General features: G+C 72.0%; 15 protein-coding genes. 6 read left to right on the forward strand and 9 right to left on the reverse strand.

Features of this window, described 5'->3' with window-relative positions; genetic code table 11:
* Positions 1 to 3 precede the first annotated feature (3 nt).
* The 3 genes from EHO50_RS45860 to EHO50_RS18150 form a co-directional block, all read right to left on the reverse strand.
* Positions 4 to 87, reverse strand: a complete 84-nt coding sequence (locus EHO50_RS45860) for a putative leader peptide (RefSeq protein ID WP_310591794.1) — start codon at positions 85 to 87, stop codon at positions 4 to 6.
* Between the two features lie 126 nt (positions 88 to 213).
* Positions 214 to 786: a GNAT family N-acetyltransferase gene (locus EHO50_RS18145; RefSeq protein ID WP_128431177.1), complete on the reverse strand. Its 573-nt coding sequence runs from the start codon at positions 784 to 786 to the stop codon at positions 214 to 216.
* 72 nt (positions 787 to 858) lie between these two features.
* Complete coding sequence (locus EHO50_RS18150; RefSeq protein ID WP_128431178.1) at positions 859 to 2,193, reverse strand: hypothetical protein; 1,335 nt, start codon at positions 2,191 to 2,193, stop codon at positions 859 to 861.
* Positions 2,194 to 2,513: 320 nt separating this feature from the next.
* On the opposite strand from EHO50_RS18150, the gene EHO50_RS18155 reads away from it, so the two are divergent.
* On the forward strand, positions 2,514 to 3,119 hold the full coding sequence (locus EHO50_RS18155; RefSeq protein WP_128431179.1) for a dihydrofolate reductase family protein: 606 nt from the start codon (positions 2,514 to 2,516) through the stop codon (positions 3,117 to 3,119).
* 161 nt (positions 3,120 to 3,280) lie between these two features.
* Here EHO50_RS18155 and EHO50_RS18160 read toward each other — a convergent pair whose 3' ends face one another.
* Together EHO50_RS18160 and EHO50_RS18165 are read right to left on the reverse strand one after the other, a co-directional pair.
* Positions 3,281 to 4,570 carry a GAF domain-containing protein gene (locus tag EHO50_RS18160; RefSeq protein ID WP_128431293.1) on the reverse strand — a complete coding sequence of 430 codons (1,290 nt, stop codon included), beginning with the start codon at positions 4,568 to 4,570 and terminating at the stop codon, positions 3,281 to 3,283.
* Positions 4,571 to 4,921: 351 nt separating this feature from the next.
* Positions 4,922 to 6,556 (reverse strand): acyl-CoA dehydrogenase family protein, encoded by a 1,635-nt coding sequence (locus tag EHO50_RS18165; protein ID WP_128431180.1) that lies wholly within the window; start codon positions 6,554 to 6,556, stop codon positions 4,922 to 4,924.
* 136 nt (positions 6,557 to 6,692) lie between these two features.
* Between EHO50_RS18165 and EHO50_RS18170 the strand changes: the two genes are divergently transcribed.
* Complete coding sequence (locus EHO50_RS18170) at positions 6,693 to 7,853, forward strand: YihY/virulence factor BrkB family protein (protein ID WP_128431181.1); 1,161 nt, start codon at positions 6,693 to 6,695, stop codon at positions 7,851 to 7,853.
* A 136-nt stretch (positions 7,854 to 7,989) separates the two neighbouring features.
* Here the strand turns inward: EHO50_RS18170 and EHO50_RS18175 are convergent, their stop codons facing one another.
* A complete protein-coding gene (locus tag EHO50_RS18175; protein ID WP_128431182.1) occupies positions 7,990 to 8,841 on the reverse strand; it encodes a Rossmann-fold NAD(P)-binding domain-containing protein in 852 nt (283 codons plus the stop codon).
* A gap of 80 nt (positions 8,842 to 8,921) precedes the next feature.
* On the opposite strand from EHO50_RS18175, the gene EHO50_RS18180 reads away from it, so the two are divergent.
* Both EHO50_RS18180 and EHO50_RS18185 read left to right on the forward strand, forming a co-directional pair.
* A complete protein-coding gene (locus EHO50_RS18180) occupies positions 8,922 to 9,902 on the forward strand; it encodes a helix-turn-helix transcriptional regulator (RefSeq protein ID WP_128431183.1) in 981 nt (326 codons plus the stop codon).
* Positions 9,903 to 9,912: 10 nt separating this feature from the next.
* Entirely contained in the window at positions 9,913 to 10,605 is a 693-nt protein-coding gene (locus EHO50_RS18185) for a helix-turn-helix transcriptional regulator (protein ID WP_128431184.1), read from the forward strand.
* On the opposite strand, the gene EHO50_RS18190 is transcribed toward EHO50_RS18185, so the two are convergent.
* The 3 genes from EHO50_RS18190 to EHO50_RS18200 all read right to left on the reverse strand — a co-directional run bounded on the left by EHO50_RS18190 (position 10,582) and on the right by EHO50_RS18200 (position 12,852).
* On the reverse strand, positions 10,582 to 10,989 hold the full coding sequence (locus tag EHO50_RS18190; protein WP_128431185.1) for a VOC family protein: 408 nt from the start codon (positions 10,987 to 10,989) through the stop codon (positions 10,582 to 10,584). The two genes, EHO50_RS18185 and EHO50_RS18190, sit on opposite strands and share 24 nt — an antisense overlap.
* A gap of 137 nt (positions 10,990 to 11,126) precedes the next feature.
* Positions 11,127 to 11,759 (reverse strand): VOC family protein, encoded by a 633-nt coding sequence (locus tag EHO50_RS18195; RefSeq protein WP_128431186.1) that lies wholly within the window; start codon positions 11,757 to 11,759, stop codon positions 11,127 to 11,129.
* A gap of 67 nt (positions 11,760 to 11,826) precedes the next feature.
* The gene (locus EHO50_RS18200; protein ID WP_128431187.1) at positions 11,827 to 12,852 is read right to left on the reverse strand and encodes a DUF5954 family protein; all 1,026 of its coding nucleotides are present in this window, start codon (positions 12,850 to 12,852) and stop codon (positions 11,827 to 11,829) included.
* A gap of 143 nt (positions 12,853 to 12,995) precedes the next feature.
* Between EHO50_RS18200 and EHO50_RS18205 the strand changes: the two genes are divergently transcribed.
* Both EHO50_RS18205 and EHO50_RS18210 read left to right on the forward strand, forming a co-directional pair.
* Positions 12,996 to 13,649, forward strand: a complete 654-nt coding sequence (locus EHO50_RS18205; protein WP_128431188.1) for a ThuA domain-containing protein — start codon at positions 12,996 to 12,998, stop codon at positions 13,647 to 13,649.
* Positions 13,649 to 14,458 (forward strand): class I SAM-dependent methyltransferase, encoded by an 810-nt coding sequence (locus EHO50_RS18210; RefSeq protein ID WP_128431189.1) that lies wholly within the window; start codon positions 13,649 to 13,651, stop codon positions 14,456 to 14,458. The genes EHO50_RS18205 and EHO50_RS18210 overlap by 1 nt, the downstream gene beginning before the upstream one ends.
* Positions 14,459 to 14,541: the final 83 nt, after the last annotated feature.

Raw genomic sequence — 14,541 nt, forward strand, 5'->3', positions numbered from 1 at the left:
CTGTCAGCGCGCCGGACAGATGGCGCTGGACATGCGGCCGAGGTCGACGTGGCGTCGACTCACCAAGGCAATTCCAGTTCCAGACATGACGGAAGCGTGTCACGGCGATCTGGACACAGTCCAGCTTCGTCCATTATGCGGACACCCTTGTCTCGTAGAGCAAGACAAGGGTGTTGTCGGTCACATGGCCCATTTGGGCCGTTTCTGTCCAGGTCAGCCAGGGTACGCCCCTGGCCACGGACCGGTCGGCGCCGCCGCGGCCTCCTCCTCGACCTTGGTGTCGAAGAGCTTGAAGCCACGGCGCAGATAGTTGTCCATGGCGTGCTCCCCGTCCTTGCTGCACGTGTGCAGCCACACCCGCTTCGTCCGCCCCAGCCCCGGCCAGCGCTCCGCGAGGTCCCAGGCGCGGGCGGCGCCGTACGCCAGCAGGTGCCCGCCGATCCGGCGTCCGCGGAAGGCCGGAATCAGGCCGAAGTAGACGATCTCCACGACCCCGTCGTCCTGCGGCTCCAGCTCCACATACCCCGCCGGCGTCCCCCGGTCGTAGGCGACCCATGTCTCGACACCCGGACGCGCCAGGTGCTCCTGCCACTGCGCGTACGTCCAGCCGAGCCGGTCCAGCCAGAGGATGTCCCCGCCCACGGAGGCGTACAGGAACCGGCTGAACTCGGGCGAGGGCACCTCGGCCCGCACGATCCGCACGTCCCCCTCCGGGGCGGCGGCCGGCAGGGCGTCGGTGGGGGAGGTCTGCTCCAGGGACCAGGTGGTCACGGGGATGTTGGTCATGGCGGCCAGGGAATCATCCGAGTGGCCGATCTGTCGATCGGTGTCCGTGACCGCCGGCCCGGCGCCCCGCTGTCAGTCCAGCGCCCTGTCGATCGACTCCAGCGGCACGGCGAACAGCATCTGGCCCGACTGGGACCAGACCTCGCCGGTCGCCTCCCAGTACGACAGGGGGCCGGCCTGGAGGCCCCAGCAGCGTGGGGCGTTCTCCGAGCCGCAGCGGGTCGCCTCGGCGCCCTCGGTGTCCTGGCGCCAGAGGCTGCCGTGCCGGTCGGTGGCGCCCGGGGCGCGGCCGAGGTACCAGTCGGAGCGGTCCGTCCCGGTCGTCCGGTGCGACAGCAGGCCCCTGATGCCGGACGCCTCCGTCTCGTACGCCTCGACCGCGTGCGCGGAGCCGGTGGCGTCGGTGGCCGGCAGGCCGGGGCGGGCCGGGTCCGTGTCGAAGTCGTAGCGCCACAGCCGGGCATGCCGGTCACTGTCGGCCGCGGTCCGTTCGCCCGCCACCAGGCTGTCGGGTGCCGTGCTGCGGTCGAGGGAGATGGTGCCGAGTCGGGGAGCGGCGCTCCCGCCGGTCAGGCGGTACGAGCCGACGGCCGGCAGGACGAAGCGGTGGCCGTGCGCCGACCAGCCGTCCGCGACGCGGCCCACCGCGGCGCTGTCGACGGTGGTGCGCTGGACGCGGTTCATGTCGTAGACGTACAGGCCGTCGGCGGTGGTGACCAGCAGCTTGTCCTGGTACCAGACCATGCCGGAGAGGCGGGAGGACAGGGCGCGGTAGTCGCGTCCGCCGTCCACCGGGACGACGAGGAGGGCCGAGGCGTACCTGAGGCGGGTCAGGTCGTTCGCGTCGACGAAGGAGACCCGGGCGAGGCCGCGGTCGGCGGTGCTCTGGGCGCTGGTGCTCCGGTCGGCGGTGCTCTGGTCGGTGGTGCCCCGGCTCCAGCCGGCCAGGAGTACCCGGTTGTCCTTCCACCAGCCGTCGTCGTCGGCGTCCCCCGAGGTGGTGACCGCCCCCGCCTGCCAGCCCCGGGTGTCGGCGGCGTCCCAGCAGTACGCGCGCGTGGCGGCCGGGGCGACCGGCAGCGCGGTGCGCTCGGTGGCCGTACAGCCGGCCGCGCCACGCAGGCTGCGGTCGGCGCTCTGCAGGACGGCACTGACACCGACCGGCTTGCCCATCCCGGATGCGAGTTCGTCGAGCGTGGCCTGCGGGACCAGCTGCTCGTGGAGGCTGAGCGCACCGGTGTCGGCGGCCCTGGTGAGAGGCTCCAGCGCCCCGGGGTTGTCGCCGACCGTGGCCTGCGAGGCGCTGATCATCGTGGCGGCCGCGGTGAGCGCGAGGGCGGTTCCGGCCAGGAACGCGCGCACGGCGCGGCCCTGCTTACGTCGACGGTGTCTGCCGCGGTGCTTCATCAAACCTCCCGAGGCGAGCCAACTGCGGCTATTGGTCTGCGTGTTGACCAAAAGAGCAGGTGGGGTGGCTCGTAGAGGGATGCTACGGCAGTGAGGCACGCTTGCGGACGAAGACCCTGCAAATATGCGGAAGATGCCACTCGGGCAGGGCGGACTCAGAACCCGTCTTTGCACCGGCCCTCCGGGCCCTCCGAAGCAGTGCCGCTCCGCCGACCTGATCGGCTGCAGCGTCATGGCTTTCTCGTTACTCCACAGCGCGGCCGATGAGTTTGTGGCTCCCGGCGGGTCCAAACTCATGACACCTAGGAAAGGACACCGCCATGTCGGAGCTTCTCGTCGACTTCATCACCTCCCTCGATGGCTACGCATCGGGAGAGGGATGGCCCGGGTTCTGGGGCCTCGAGGGCCCGGAGTACCTCGCATGGCTCGGCGAACAGCCCGAGGCCACCTACCTGATGGGAGCGAACACCTACCGCCTGATGTCGGGCTTCGCCGCAGGCGAGGTCCCGGATGGCCAAGACGAGTTCAGGCCCGAAGAAGAGGCGTCCGTCGACGAGCTCACGCAAGCGTCCAAGGTGGTGTTCTCCTCCTCACTCGAGGAGCCACTGACGTGGGCCAACTCCACGCTCGTCCGCGACGACGCCGTCGAGGCGGTCCGCGCCATGAAGTCGAGTGGCTCGGGGCTCCTCAGCACGATCGGCAGCCTCAGCCTGTGCCGGTCCCTGCTACGAGCCGGACTCGTCGACCGCTTCCGGGTCGTGATGTTCCCGGTGATCACCGGGGCCACGGGCGAAGAACGCATCTACGACGGCTATCCGGACGTTGCCCTCGAGATGATCGAGCACCGCACCTTCGACGGCCGCATCCAGCTGGTCGAGTACAAGCCCCGCGTGCTCGAGCACCCGCCGCTCGTCGTCCCTGCGTGACGTCGCCCGATCCGCCGGTCTGGACGGCCGCCAGGCCGGCGCCGGCGGGCGCGGAGCATGACCTGATAGGGGGCGAACGGCCAACGTCAGGACGCCCGGTCCATGTCGTGGCGCGGTTGAGGGAGACAGGGTTCCTTTCGCACCCGGAGAAAGATGGGTTCTCAGGGCAGATCGGCCGAGATCCGCCCCCGCACCACCGCCGGTGCCGTCGAATGCGGCAGCAAGTCGCGCGGGTCGCCCGGCAGCAGCACCTCGACCTCCGCGTCCTCGCGGAAGCGGTACGGCCGATGCTCCAGGAACACCCCGAGATAGCGCCGTACCCGCGACATCTCGGCGCGCACCGTCACCGTGCGCCCCGCGTCGCCGAACATGTCCTCGGCCAGCCCTGCCGCGCTGCGGCCGGTGCGGTGCACGGCCAGCAGATACAGCAACTCGGCGTGCCGAGGGCTCAGTTCATGGCTCCAGGAGCCCGCGCTGCCGGACACCGTCACCGACCAGCGGCGCGCCTGCGTCAGGTCCAGCGCGATCCGCGTCGCCCCGGCCGGCACCGGTTCGTCGGCGGCCCGCAGCAGCCAGCCGCCGGCCAGCGGCTCCACCGAGCACACGCCGAGCGGGGGCAGCCACCGTCGGCCCGGCGACAGGGACTTGGGCAGCGCGATCCGGTGTGCGTACGGCATCCCGGTCACCGCGGCCGTCCAGCCGTCCCGGTCCACCACCAGGGCCCGTCCCGACAGCCGGGCCAGCACCGGCGCCGCCACCGCGCGCAGCCGCTCCAGCGAGGTCAGATGCAGCTCCCGCAGCCGGGCCTCGGCGAGCTTGGCCACCGAGTCGACCCAGGCGAGCGTGGCCGGGTGCATGGTCTCCAGCGGTCCGCTGATGTCCACCACGCCGACCAGCCGGCCGTCCCGCGGATCCGTGATGGGGGCGCCGGTGCAGGTCCAGGAGGTCTGCGAGCGCTGGAAGTGCTCGGAGGCGAAGACCTGCACCGGCCGGCGCACCACCGCCGGAGTGCCCACCCCGTTCGTGCCGACCACGCTCTCCCGCCAGTCGGCGCCGAGTTCGAAGCCGAGGCCGTCGGCCTTGCGCAGCACGGAGGAGTTGCCCTCCCGCCACAGCACCCGGCCCTCGTCGTCGGCGACGACCATGATGTGGTGGGCGATGTCCGCGACCGACAGCAGGCCCTCGCGCAACACCGGCAGCACATGTCTGAGCGTGGTGGTCTCCCGGCGCCGCTGCACCTCCTCGCGGGACAGCAGCCCGGACCGGAAGTCGTGGTCCGGATCGACACCGCTGCGCAGCATGCGTGACCAGGACTGCTCGATCACCGGGCGCGGCGCCACGGGCGCGCGTCGGCCGGAGAGCGTGGCGGAGCGGACGTCGCTGAGTACACGCGCCGCCCGCGCCGAGTCCACGGCGGCGAGCTGCGTCACGTCCGTCGGCGAGAGCGCCACGGGTTCCTCCCGGTTCGACTCGTACAGACCGTGCGTCTCATAGTGCCGTCCGTCGCTCGCGGAGGGATGCACTCCGCACTCAGACGCCAACAAGTTGCAACCCCTTGCAACCCTGGTGGACCGTCCTGACCTGATTGAAACTTGAGCAACGCCGTCCCGAGCGGCGTTCGCGGCCTCGAACGGGCCATGGCGGGGGTGGTGCCGTGTCGGCGCAGCACCACCCCCTGCCTCCGGCGGTTGGGCCGCTTGCGCGACGGGGGTGCCGATTGATGTTTCGTCGGCGACTGCGGGCCGGTTGTGGCTGGTCGCGCAGTTCCCCGCGCCCCTAGGTCGGCCGGTGTGCTGGACGTGTCAGGGCACCGGGCGGGCCCGGTCCACGATCGACGCCAGGTCCAGACTGTGGGGCAGGGTGCCGAAGGCCGCGCCCCCGTCGCCTCCCAATCGTGAGGCGCAGAACGCGTCCGCGACCTCCGGGGGCGCGAAGCGGACGAGCAGCGATCCCTGTAGGACCAGCGCGAGCCGCTCCGTCAGGCGTCGGGCCCGGGCCTCGATGCCCTCCAGGTCGGCCAGTTCGGTCAGCAGGCCCTTGATCGCCGCGTCCAGGCGGTGGTCGGCGCCGCGGGCCTTGCCGACCTCCTGCAGATAGGCGTTGAGCGCCAGGGGCTCCCGCTGCAACACCCGCAACACGTCCAGCGCCTGGACGTTGCCCGCGCCCTCCCAGATCGAGTTCAGCGGTGACTCGCGCACCAGGCGGGGCATCCCGGACTCCTCGACGTACCCGTTGCCGCCCAGGCACTCGGCCGCCTCGACCGTCAGCGGCGCACACCGCTTGGTCACCCAGTACTTGGCGGCCGGCACCGCGATCCGCAGCAGTGCCCGCTCCTGCTCGCCGCCGTCGTCGTAGGCGGCCGCGAGCCGCAGTGCGAGGGTGGCGGCCGCCTCGGACTCGACGGCCAGGTCGGCCAGGACGTTGCGCATGAGCGGCTTGTCGACGAGCTTCCCGCCGAACGCCTCGCGGTGGTCACAGTGGTGGATCGCCTGCGCGACCGCCTGCCGCATCAGACCCGCAGAGCCCAGCACACAGTCGAGCCTGGTCGCGGCCACCATCTCGATGATGGTGCGCACCCCGTGCCCCTGGTCACCGACCCGGCGCGCCCACGTCCCGTCGAACTCGACCTCACTGGAGGCGTTCGAGCGGTTGCCCAGCTTGTCCTTGAGCCGCTGGATCAGGAACACGTTGCGGGTGCCGTCCTCCAGCACGCGCGGCACGAGGAAACAGGAGAGCCCGCCCGGAGCCTGCGCCAGCACGAGGAACCCGTCCGACATGGGTGCCGAGCAGAACCACTTGTGCCCGGTCAGCTCGTACGACTCGCCGTCGGGGAGCGGGCGCGCGACCGTCGCGTTGGCGCGTACGTCGCTGCCGCCCTGCTTCTCCGTCATGCCCATTCCGAACAGGGCCCCGGCCTTGAGCCGCGCGGGCCGCAGCTCATGTTCGTAGATCATGGATGTCAGCCGCGGCTCCCACTCGGCGGCGAGGTCGGGCTCCGTGCGCAGGGCGGGTACGGCCGCATGGGTCATGGAGAGCGGGCAGCCGATGCCGGCCTCGACCTGCGTCCACATGAGGAAGGCCGCGGCCCGCCGCACATGCCCGCCCGGCCGTACCCAGGCCGCGGTGAGCCCCGCCGCGACGCCCTTGCCGAGCAGCCGGTGCCAGGACGGATGGAACTCGACCTCGTCGATACGGTGGCCGTAGCGGTCGTGCGTGCGCAGCCGCGGCGGATTCGCGTTCGCCAGCGCCCCCCACTCTTGCACCTGCGCCGATCCGCAGGTCCGCCCGAGCCCCGACAGCTCGCTTCGGACCTCGTCCAGCAGCTCCGGGGCGAGGTGACGTTCGACGGCTGCGGTCAGGGCCCGGTCGGCGGTGTAGACGTCGTATCCGACCAGGGGCGGGGGCTGGTTGGTCACGGTGTGCGTGCTGCCTGCCATACCTGTGAACCTATCCCTGAGTGGGGCGGTGGTCTCCACCCTGACACGGCACCGGCGCGGGGGATCGGGCAGGTCGCGAGGGTGCGCACCCGGCGCCGCGATGAGTGCGCCCCCGCACGGCGGATACCTTTAGGTCGTGCAGCCAGTAAGTGAATCCCCCCAGCGGCCCTCCGGCCGTCTCCACCGCGCGCGTGTCCTCTACCGGAACGTCTCGAAGCGCAGGACCGCCTGGCTGTTGCTCAAGGACACCGTCAACTCCTGCATCGAGTACCGCATCCTGGGCCTCGCCGCCGAGGCCGCGTTCTTCACGCTGCTGTCCGTGCCGCCGCTGCTGCTCAGCATGATCGGCCTCCTCGGCTACGTCGACGACTGGACCGGCACCGACACCATCAGCAGCCTGGAGGCCAACCTCATCGAGGCCTCGCGCACCGTCCTGTCCGACAAGGGGGTGCGCCAGATCGCCCAGCCGATCCTGGACGACGTGATGCACGGCGGCCGCCCCGACGTCATCTCCGTCGGCTTCCTGTTCGCCCTGTGGTCGGGGTCGCGGGCGGTGAACGTCTTCATAGACACCATCACCGTGATGTACGGCCTCGACGGCGTCCGGGGCATCGTCAAGACCCGGCTGGTGGCGTTCCTGCTGTTCATCGCCGCCCTGCTGATCGGCTCGGTGGCACTGCCGCTGATGGTGGCCGGGCCGGACGCGGTCGTACGGATCGTGCCGTGGTCGGAGACCCTGGTGCAGGTCCTGTACTGGCCCGTCGTGATCGTCCTGTCGATCGCGTTCCTGACCACGCTCTACCACGTGTCCGTGCCGGTCCGCTCCCCCTGGATCGAGGACGTGCCCGGCGCGCTGGTCGCCCTCGGCATGTGGGTGCTGGGCAGCTTCCTGCTGCGCATCTACCTGACGAACACGATCGAGGGCGCGTCGATCTACGGCTCCCTCGCCGCCGCCGTCGCCGTGATGCTGTGGATCGGTGTGTCCGCGTTCGCCGTGCTCGTCGGGGCCGCGGTCAACGCGGCGATCGACCGGGTCTGGCCGGCCGCCGCGACGGCCGCGGCCCGCGCCGCCAACGAGCGGTTGCGCGAGGCCCAGGTCGCCGAGTACGTCGCCCGCCACGCCGCCGGCCGCGAGCCCGGGCTCGACGACCCCGACGACCCCGACATGCCGTCGGAGTTCCCCGAGCGGTGGTCCCGCTTCCTGCCGCCGGAGGACGTGTCGTCCCGGCTGCGGACCCATGTGAAGAGCACGCACACGCACCCCCCGCACAAGCCGGAGGACCACGGCAGGGACTGAGAGGGCCGACGGCCGGCGCGGCCCTGACGGCCGAGGGCTCTGGCGTTCGGCACTGTCCGACTCCGCCGTCGAGGCCGGGTGGCGTAGCCTGCGAGCCGTCGGCCTCGGTCCACACCGGGCGACAGAGGCCGACCGCTCACGCCTTCCACGCCCCCGCCGCCGCAGCCTCCCGCGCGAAGTCGCCGAAGTCACGCGGCTCCCGGCCCAGCACCTCGCGGACGTCGTCGGTGACGTGGGCGTTGCGGCCGTCCATCAGGGCTTCGAAGACCTCCATCAAGAGGTCCACCTCCTCGGGCGGGACGCCGAAGCCGGTCAGCGCCTCGCCGTAGGCACGCACCGGGACGGGCGTGTACGTGATCGTGCCGCCCGTCGCCTCGGAGATCTCCGCGACCGCCGAACGCCAGGACAGCAGCCGCGGCCCGGTCAGCTCCAGCGTCCGGCCCACATGGCGATCCCCGGCCGTCAGCACGGCCACCACGACGTCCGCGATGTCCCGCACGTCGACGAACGGCTCCTCCACCTCACCCGCAGGAAACACCAGCTCTCCGTGGACCATCCCCTCCACCAGCGGCCCCTCGCTGAAATTCTGCGAGAACCACGCCGCCCGTACGATCGTCCAGTCCGCGCCGGACGACTTCAGCGCCTCCTCGGCCGGCCGCGCCTGGTCCTCACCGCGCGCCGACAGCAGCACCAGCCACCGTACGCCGAGCCCGACCGCCTCCCGGGCGAGCGCGCCGATGCCCTCGGCCGCCGCCGGGGAGCCGATGTCGGACGGGTACATCAGATACGCCGCGTCCGCGTCCCGCAGGCTCTGCGCCCATGTCGTCGGGTCCTCCCAGTCGAAGCCCCGCGCCCGGGACGCGGCCCGCACCGCGAGGCCCGCCCCGCGCGCGGCCTGGGCCACCCGGCTCCCCGTACGACCGGAGGCACCGGTCACCACTACCGTCATCCGCTGCGTGTTCGCCGTGTCGGCTGCGTTTTCCGTCATGCCTCCAGTCAACGGTCGCGCGCCCCAACAGCCCATCGCTGAACGGCTCATTCCCATGCGCGGACGTCTACGCTGACGGCATGGACGCCCTTGCAGGCCTGTTGGAGGGTCCACGCGCGCGTGGCGCCTTCATGATCCGCGCGTGTTTCGAGCCGCCGTGGTCGATTCGCGTCGAGGACCGCGCCCCACTCACGGTCATGGTCATGGTCCGCGGCGACGCCTGGGTGATCCCGGACCAGGGCGAGCGAAGCGAGACGGGGGTCCCCCCGGCCGAAGGCCGGGGGAGGATCCGGCTGCGCCCCGGCGACCTCGCCATCGCCCGCGGCCCCGACCCCTACACCTGCGCCGACGACCCCGCCACCGCCCCCCAGGCCCTGATCCTGCCGGGCGCCGAGTGCCGCTACCCCGACGGCCGCTCCCTCAACGGCTCGATGGACCTGGGCGTGCGCACCTGGGGCGACCGGCTCGACGGCTCGGCCGTGATGCTGATCGGCACATATCTGTGGCAGGGCGAGATCAGCGGGCGGCTGCTGAACGCGTTGCCGCCGCTGCTGCTGCTCACGGCCGATGTGTGGGACTGTCCGCTGACGCCGTATCTGATGGAGGAGATCGTCCGCGACGAACCCGGCCAGGAGGTCGTCCTGGACCGCCTGCTCGACCTGCTCGTCATCGCCGCGCTCAGGGCCTGGTTCTCCCGCCCGGAGGCGGAGGCCCCGGCCTGGTACCGGGCGCTGGCGGACCCGGTCGTCGGCCGTGTCCTGCGCCTGGTCCAGGACGACCCCGCGCACCCCTGGACGGTGGCCTCGCTGGCCGCCAAGGCGGGGGTGTCCCGGGCCGCACTGGGGCGTCGCTTCACCGAGCTGGTGGGGGAGCCGCCGATGACGTACCTCACGGGGTGGCGGCTCGCACTGGCGGCGGATGCGCTGCGCGACACCGACGACACGTTGGATGCCATTGCGCGGCAGGTGGGTTATGGCAGCGCCTTTGCTCTGTCCAGTGCGTTCAAGCGGGTCTATGGGGTGAGTCCGCAGGAGCATCGGGCGCGGGTGGTGGTGGCGTAGCCTCGTCTGTATGTACGCCGAGCGGGTCTCGCGGCTTCCTGGTGCCGTGGTGTGGGCGAACACCCTTGATGGGTCCGGCGTCGGGCCTGTCCTGCCCGACGGGTGCATGGATCTGCTCTGGAACGAGGGGCGGCTGCTCGTCGCCGGGCCCGACACGCACGCGTACGTCGCCGAAGGCGCGCCCAGCACCTGGGTCGGCGTCCGTTTCTACCCCGGCACCGCGCCCGGCCTGCTCGGCGTGCCGGCGCATGAGCTGCGCGACCGGCGGGTCGAGCTCGCGGAGCTGTGGCCGGCCTCGGAGGTGCGGCGGCTGTGCGGGCGTGTCGGTGCCGCGGCCGATCCCGTGACCGCGCTCGAAGACGTGGCGCTGGAGCGGGCCGCCGATGCCGAGCCACCCGACCCACTGCTACGAGGGGTCGTCACCGCCCTCGACTCGGGTCGCCCCGTCGCCGCCACCGCCGACGAACTCGGCCTCGGCGCACGGCAGTTGCACCGCCGCTGCCTGACCGCCTTCGGCTACGGCCCAAAGACGCTGGCCCGGATCCTGCGGCTGCAACGGGCCCTCGCCCTGGCACGGGACGGCGTGGCCTTCGCGGACACGGCCGCGCTGGCCGGGTTCGCCGATCAGGCTCATCTGGCGCGGGACGTCAAGGAGTTGGCGGGCATGCCGCTCGGTGAGCTACTCGGCCGACGCGGCGGCTAGCGGCGCGAACAGGTCGACGCCGTTTCCGTCCGGGTCCTGGACGCAGGCGTACCGCTGGCCCCAGAAGGCGTCCCACGGCTTGAGCTCGCCGTGGTAGCCGGCGCCGACCAGTTCCTCGTACACCGCGTCCACCTCACCCGGATCCGCGCACCGCAGCGCCAGCGAGTGCCGGCCGCTGCCCGTGGGCGGCTGCCACTCGGGGAGGAAGGAACGCACGGTCGCCTCCGTGTCGAGCAGCAACCGCAGCCCGCCCGGCAGTTCCGCCTCGGCGTGCGGCTCGTTCTCGGCACCGTCGGGGAAGGCGAAGCCGAGGCGACGGTAGAAGACGACGGAGGCGGCCATGTCCGAGACGACGAGGCCGATGGCATCGAATCGTGGAGTCATGCGGCCACCGTAGGCAGCCCGGCGACGGCCGGTCTTGAAGGAATCGGACGTCCCGCTCGGACGCCCCGCTCGGACACCCTGTCGGACGCCCCGGTGGACACCCTGTCGGACGCCCCGGTGGACACCCTGTCGGACGTCTAGTGGAAGGTCACCGGTCCCAGAGGCGTGTCCACCGTGAACGACATTCCCACCGGGCCCGCCGTGAGGTCGAGGTCCGTGCCGAGGGCCGCCAGCAGGGGCCGGATCTCGTCCGGCTCGGGGGCGCTCGCGGACAGGGAGAGCAGCGGGGTGGTGGGCAGGTCCGAGGCGGTGGGGTGGACCGTGGCGCTCCAGTCGATGAGGAAGGGGACCAGGCCGGAGGGGTGGGCGTCGTCGCCGTCGGTGAGCCGCCATTCCAGCAGGGTGCCGTCGGGTCTGCGGCGGCTCATCGGCTGCGCCGGGCCGGGGTCGTACCCCTGGGCCCGGGCGGCCGCGATCGCCGCGTCCAGGTCGGGTGGGCTGATCGCCCAGGTGACCGTGCGCGGGGCGGTGAGCCCGTCGACCTCGAAGGGGCGGGGCTGCCCGGGCGCGGACTGCTCGGGGTCCGGGCCGATGATCTCCAGGTAACTGGCCCCGCCCAGGGACACCAGGTAGTTGCGGGTGCCGAGTCCGACGTGCACGCCGCCGGGGGCCGGGGTGACGCCGGTGCGTCGGGCGAAGTCGGCGACCGTGGCGGCCAGGTCCGGGGTCGCGAGGACGAGATGGTCCAGGAGCGCGGGGATGGCGTTCATCGCAGCCGAGGCTACGCAGAGCGGCCTGCGTTATGGAACACCTGTGCGCAAGGACGGGGCTGGTGTCTCACTCCTCGAAGACGACGGTGCCGTCCTCCAGCAGCGTCGGGTGGATCTTCATCGGGCCGTACTCGTCGATGTCCGACGGGCGCGGGGTCTCCGGACCGTCGGGGCCCATGCGCAGCAGGCGCTCGGCTCGGCAGATCCGGAACACCCGGCCCGCCACACGGGCCTCGTCGGCGCGCTCGAGCGCCCGGAACTCCTCGGCCGCCTTCTCGTACACGGCCTTCTTCTCGTCGTCGAACTTGTACAGCATGGGCCACATCTCGCTCATCGCGTCGTAGAGCACGCGTCGGGCGTCGTGCGGGGTGGACTGGAGGGCGAGGGCCGGCTCCCAGCCGGTCCGTTCGCGCTCGACCACGGCGAAGCAGGTGGGCAACAGCACGACCTGCGGGTGCGAGTGCACCGCCCGCTCCGACTCCCTGCGCAGGCCGACGGGGAAGCGCACGCCCCGGTACGCGAAGTCCCGCAGCGCCGCCAGCAGGGCGCCCGCCATCGGGCCGCCCTCCACACGGTCCGGGTCGAGGACGAAGTCCAGGTCGGGGGAGGGGGTGTGGTCGGCACGCCGGTCCCAGGTCCGCTCCGCGGGCTCCGGGTCGGTGGGGCGGGGCGGCTCCAGCCGGTTGTTGTCGTCGCAGCGCGTGAACTCGTCCCCGCGCACGATCCGGTACCGCACCCCGCACGCCTCGACCTCGTTCACCGACTCCCGCTCCAACACGCCCACGGCGGCGAGCAGTTCACGCCGTACGGCCGGATCGTCGGTGTCGTCCTTCGCGCGGAACCAGAGATAGGAGTTCAGCGAGTCCCGGCACATCTGCGGCATCCCGTTCACGACCGGCTTCAGCACCCGCCACTCGGGCCCCACCGCCGGATCCTGCACGGCGACCCCGAACACCGGCCCACGCAGGGCGAACCCGGGATAGCGCAGAGAGGCGTCCACCGCGTCGGCCTCCCGCACCCAGGCGGCGGGGTCGTCACGGCGGATCAACTCGTCGTGCAGGGTGCGGATCTGTTGCTGCCAGTCATGGGTCATACACGCATTGTTTCCGGGGCGGGGGTGCACGCGGGGGTGAAGCGACCCAACAACCCGGGTTGTTGGGGTGCCCCGGTGATCCGAAATTTTCGGATCACCGGCAGCAGCAGGACCGAACCCTCAGCTCCCCTAGGCTCGCCCGCATGGCCGCACGACTCCTCGTCCACACCCGCACCACCGGCTACCGGCACGACTCCATCCCCGCCGGCGTCGAGGCCGTCCGCACCATCGGCGACTTCGACGTGGACCACACCGAGGACCCCGAGGCCTTCGACAAGCCCCTCGACGCTTACGCGGCCGTCGTCTTCCTCTCCACCAGCGGCGAGGTACTCACCCCCGCCGGGCGCGAACGGCTCGCCGCGTACATCGAGTCGGGCGGCGGCTTCGTCGGCGTGCACGCGGCGGCCTGCACCGAGTACGACTGGCCGTACTACGGCGAGCTGTTGGGCGCGCGGTTCGACCGGCACCCCGAGTACCAGCCCGGCAAGGTGGTCGTGGAGGACCACGGCCACCCGGCCACCCGGCACCTGTCCGCCGTATGGGACTTCGTCGACGAGTGGTACGACTTCCGCACCAACCCACGGGGCGCGGTACGGGTGTTGGCCCGCGCCGACGAGTCGTCGTACGACGGCGGCGGCATGGGCGAGGACCATCCGCTGGTGTGGTGCCGTGAGCAGGGATCCGGCCGCGTCTTCTACACGGCGCTCGGGCACGCCTCCGAGGCGTACGAGGACCCGGACTTCCGCGCCCACCTCCTCGGCGGGATCAACTGGGCGGCGAAACAGGTCAGGTGTTGATGACGAGTTTCGATGCGAGTGAGCGGCTGATGTGGGCGGGCCGGGCGGCCGCCTATGCCGGAAGCTTTGCCAGGCTGTGCGGCCATCCGGTGCCGCGGTTGCTCGATGCCGCTGAAGTCCGGCCAGGCGTGCGGGTCCTGGATGCGGGAACCGGGCCGGGGACAGTCGCCGCCGCCGCGTGTGCCCGGGGCGCGAGGGTGACGGCCGTGGATGCGGAACCGACCATGGTCCAGCTGGCCATGCAGGCCGCGCCCGAGGCCGACGTGCGAGTGGCTGCGCTTCCGGAGCTTCCCTTCGGCGACGGGGAGTTCGATGCCGTCGTGGCCAACTTCGTGCTGAACCATGTCGGCCGGCCCAGGCTCGCCCTCGCCGAGCTGCGCCGCGTCGTCAGGCCGAACGGCTGGATCGCGCTGACGATCTGGGCGGCGCCACCGGCCCCGGGGCAGGCTCTCCTCGGCCGCGCGATCCAAGCCGCGGGTGCGGTGCGTCCTCGGCACCTGCCCGCAGGACTGGCCCCCGAGGACGACTTTCCCCGTGACGAGAGCGGCCTGGCCGGTCTGATGCACGCGGCGGGGCTGCGCGAGGCGATGTGCGAGACCCTGCGCTGGGATCACCGGGCCGGCGCCGAGGAGTGGTGGAGCGGTCCCGCGGCCGGCGTGGCGTTCGGCGGTCAGATGGTGCAGAGCCAGACCCCTGAGGTCCGGGCCGAGATCAAGCGCCACTTCGACCTCTTCAGCGCGGAGTTCGCCGACGAAGCCGGTGTGCTGACATTGCCCCATGCGGCGCTGCTCGCCCGCGCGCGCCGCTGAACACCTACCGCTGCCCGGCTTTGATCTCGCCGGCTCTCCGATCGAACCCCGGCGCGTTCGTCTCGCGCCGGGGTTCGCCTCGC

The sequence above is a fragment of the Streptomyces cyaneus genome, assembly GCF_004028635.1.
GTDB lineage: Bacteria > Actinomycetota > Actinomycetes > Streptomycetales > Streptomycetaceae > Streptomyces > Streptomyces cyaneus.

Bases quoted from the DNA above. Each gene is read 5' to 3' on its own strand.
- EHO50_RS18155 (WP_128431179.1), top strand. From the start codon at position 2,514: ATGTCGGAGCTTCTCGTCGACTTCATCACCTCCCTCGATGGCTACGCA.
- EHO50_RS18190 (WP_128431185.1), bottom strand. From the start codon at position 10,989: ATGACTCCACGATTCGATGCCATCGGCCTCGTCGTCTCGGACATGGCC.
- EHO50_RS18210 (WP_128431189.1), top strand. From the start codon at position 13,649: ATGACGAGTTTCGATGCGAGTGAGCGGCTGATGTGGGCGGGCCGGGCG.
- EHO50_RS18165 (WP_128431180.1), bottom strand. From the start codon at position 6,556: ATGGCAGGCAGCACGCACACCGTGACCAACCAGCCCCCGCCCCTGGTC.
- EHO50_RS18145 (WP_128431177.1), bottom strand. From the start codon at position 786: ATGACCAACATCCCCGTGACCACCTGGTCCCTGGAGCAGACCTCCCCC.
- EHO50_RS45860 (WP_310591794.1), bottom strand. From the start codon at position 87: ATGTCTGGAACTGGAATTGCCTTGGTGAGTCGACGCCACGTCGACCTC.
- EHO50_RS18195 (WP_128431186.1), bottom strand. From the start codon at position 11,759: ATGAACGCCATCCCCGCGCTCCTGGACCATCTCGTCCTCGCGACCCCG.
- EHO50_RS18200 (WP_128431187.1), bottom strand. From the start codon at position 12,852: ATGACCCATGACTGGCAGCAACAGATCCGCACCCTGCACGACGAGTTG.
- EHO50_RS18205 (WP_128431188.1), top strand. From the start codon at position 12,996: ATGGCCGCACGACTCCTCGTCCACACCCGCACCACCGGCTACCGGCAC.
- EHO50_RS18175 (WP_128431182.1), bottom strand. From the start codon at position 8,841: ATGACGGAAAACGCAGCCGACACGGCGAACACGCAGCGGATGACGGTA.
- EHO50_RS18185 (WP_128431184.1), top strand. From the start codon at position 9,913: ATGTACGCCGAGCGGGTCTCGCGGCTTCCTGGTGCCGTGGTGTGGGCG.
- EHO50_RS18150 (WP_128431178.1), bottom strand. From the start codon at position 2,193: ATGAAGCACCGCGGCAGACACCGTCGACGTAAGCAGGGCCGCGCCGTG.
- EHO50_RS18180 (WP_128431183.1), top strand. From the start codon at position 8,922: ATGGACGCCCTTGCAGGCCTGTTGGAGGGTCCACGCGCGCGTGGCGCC.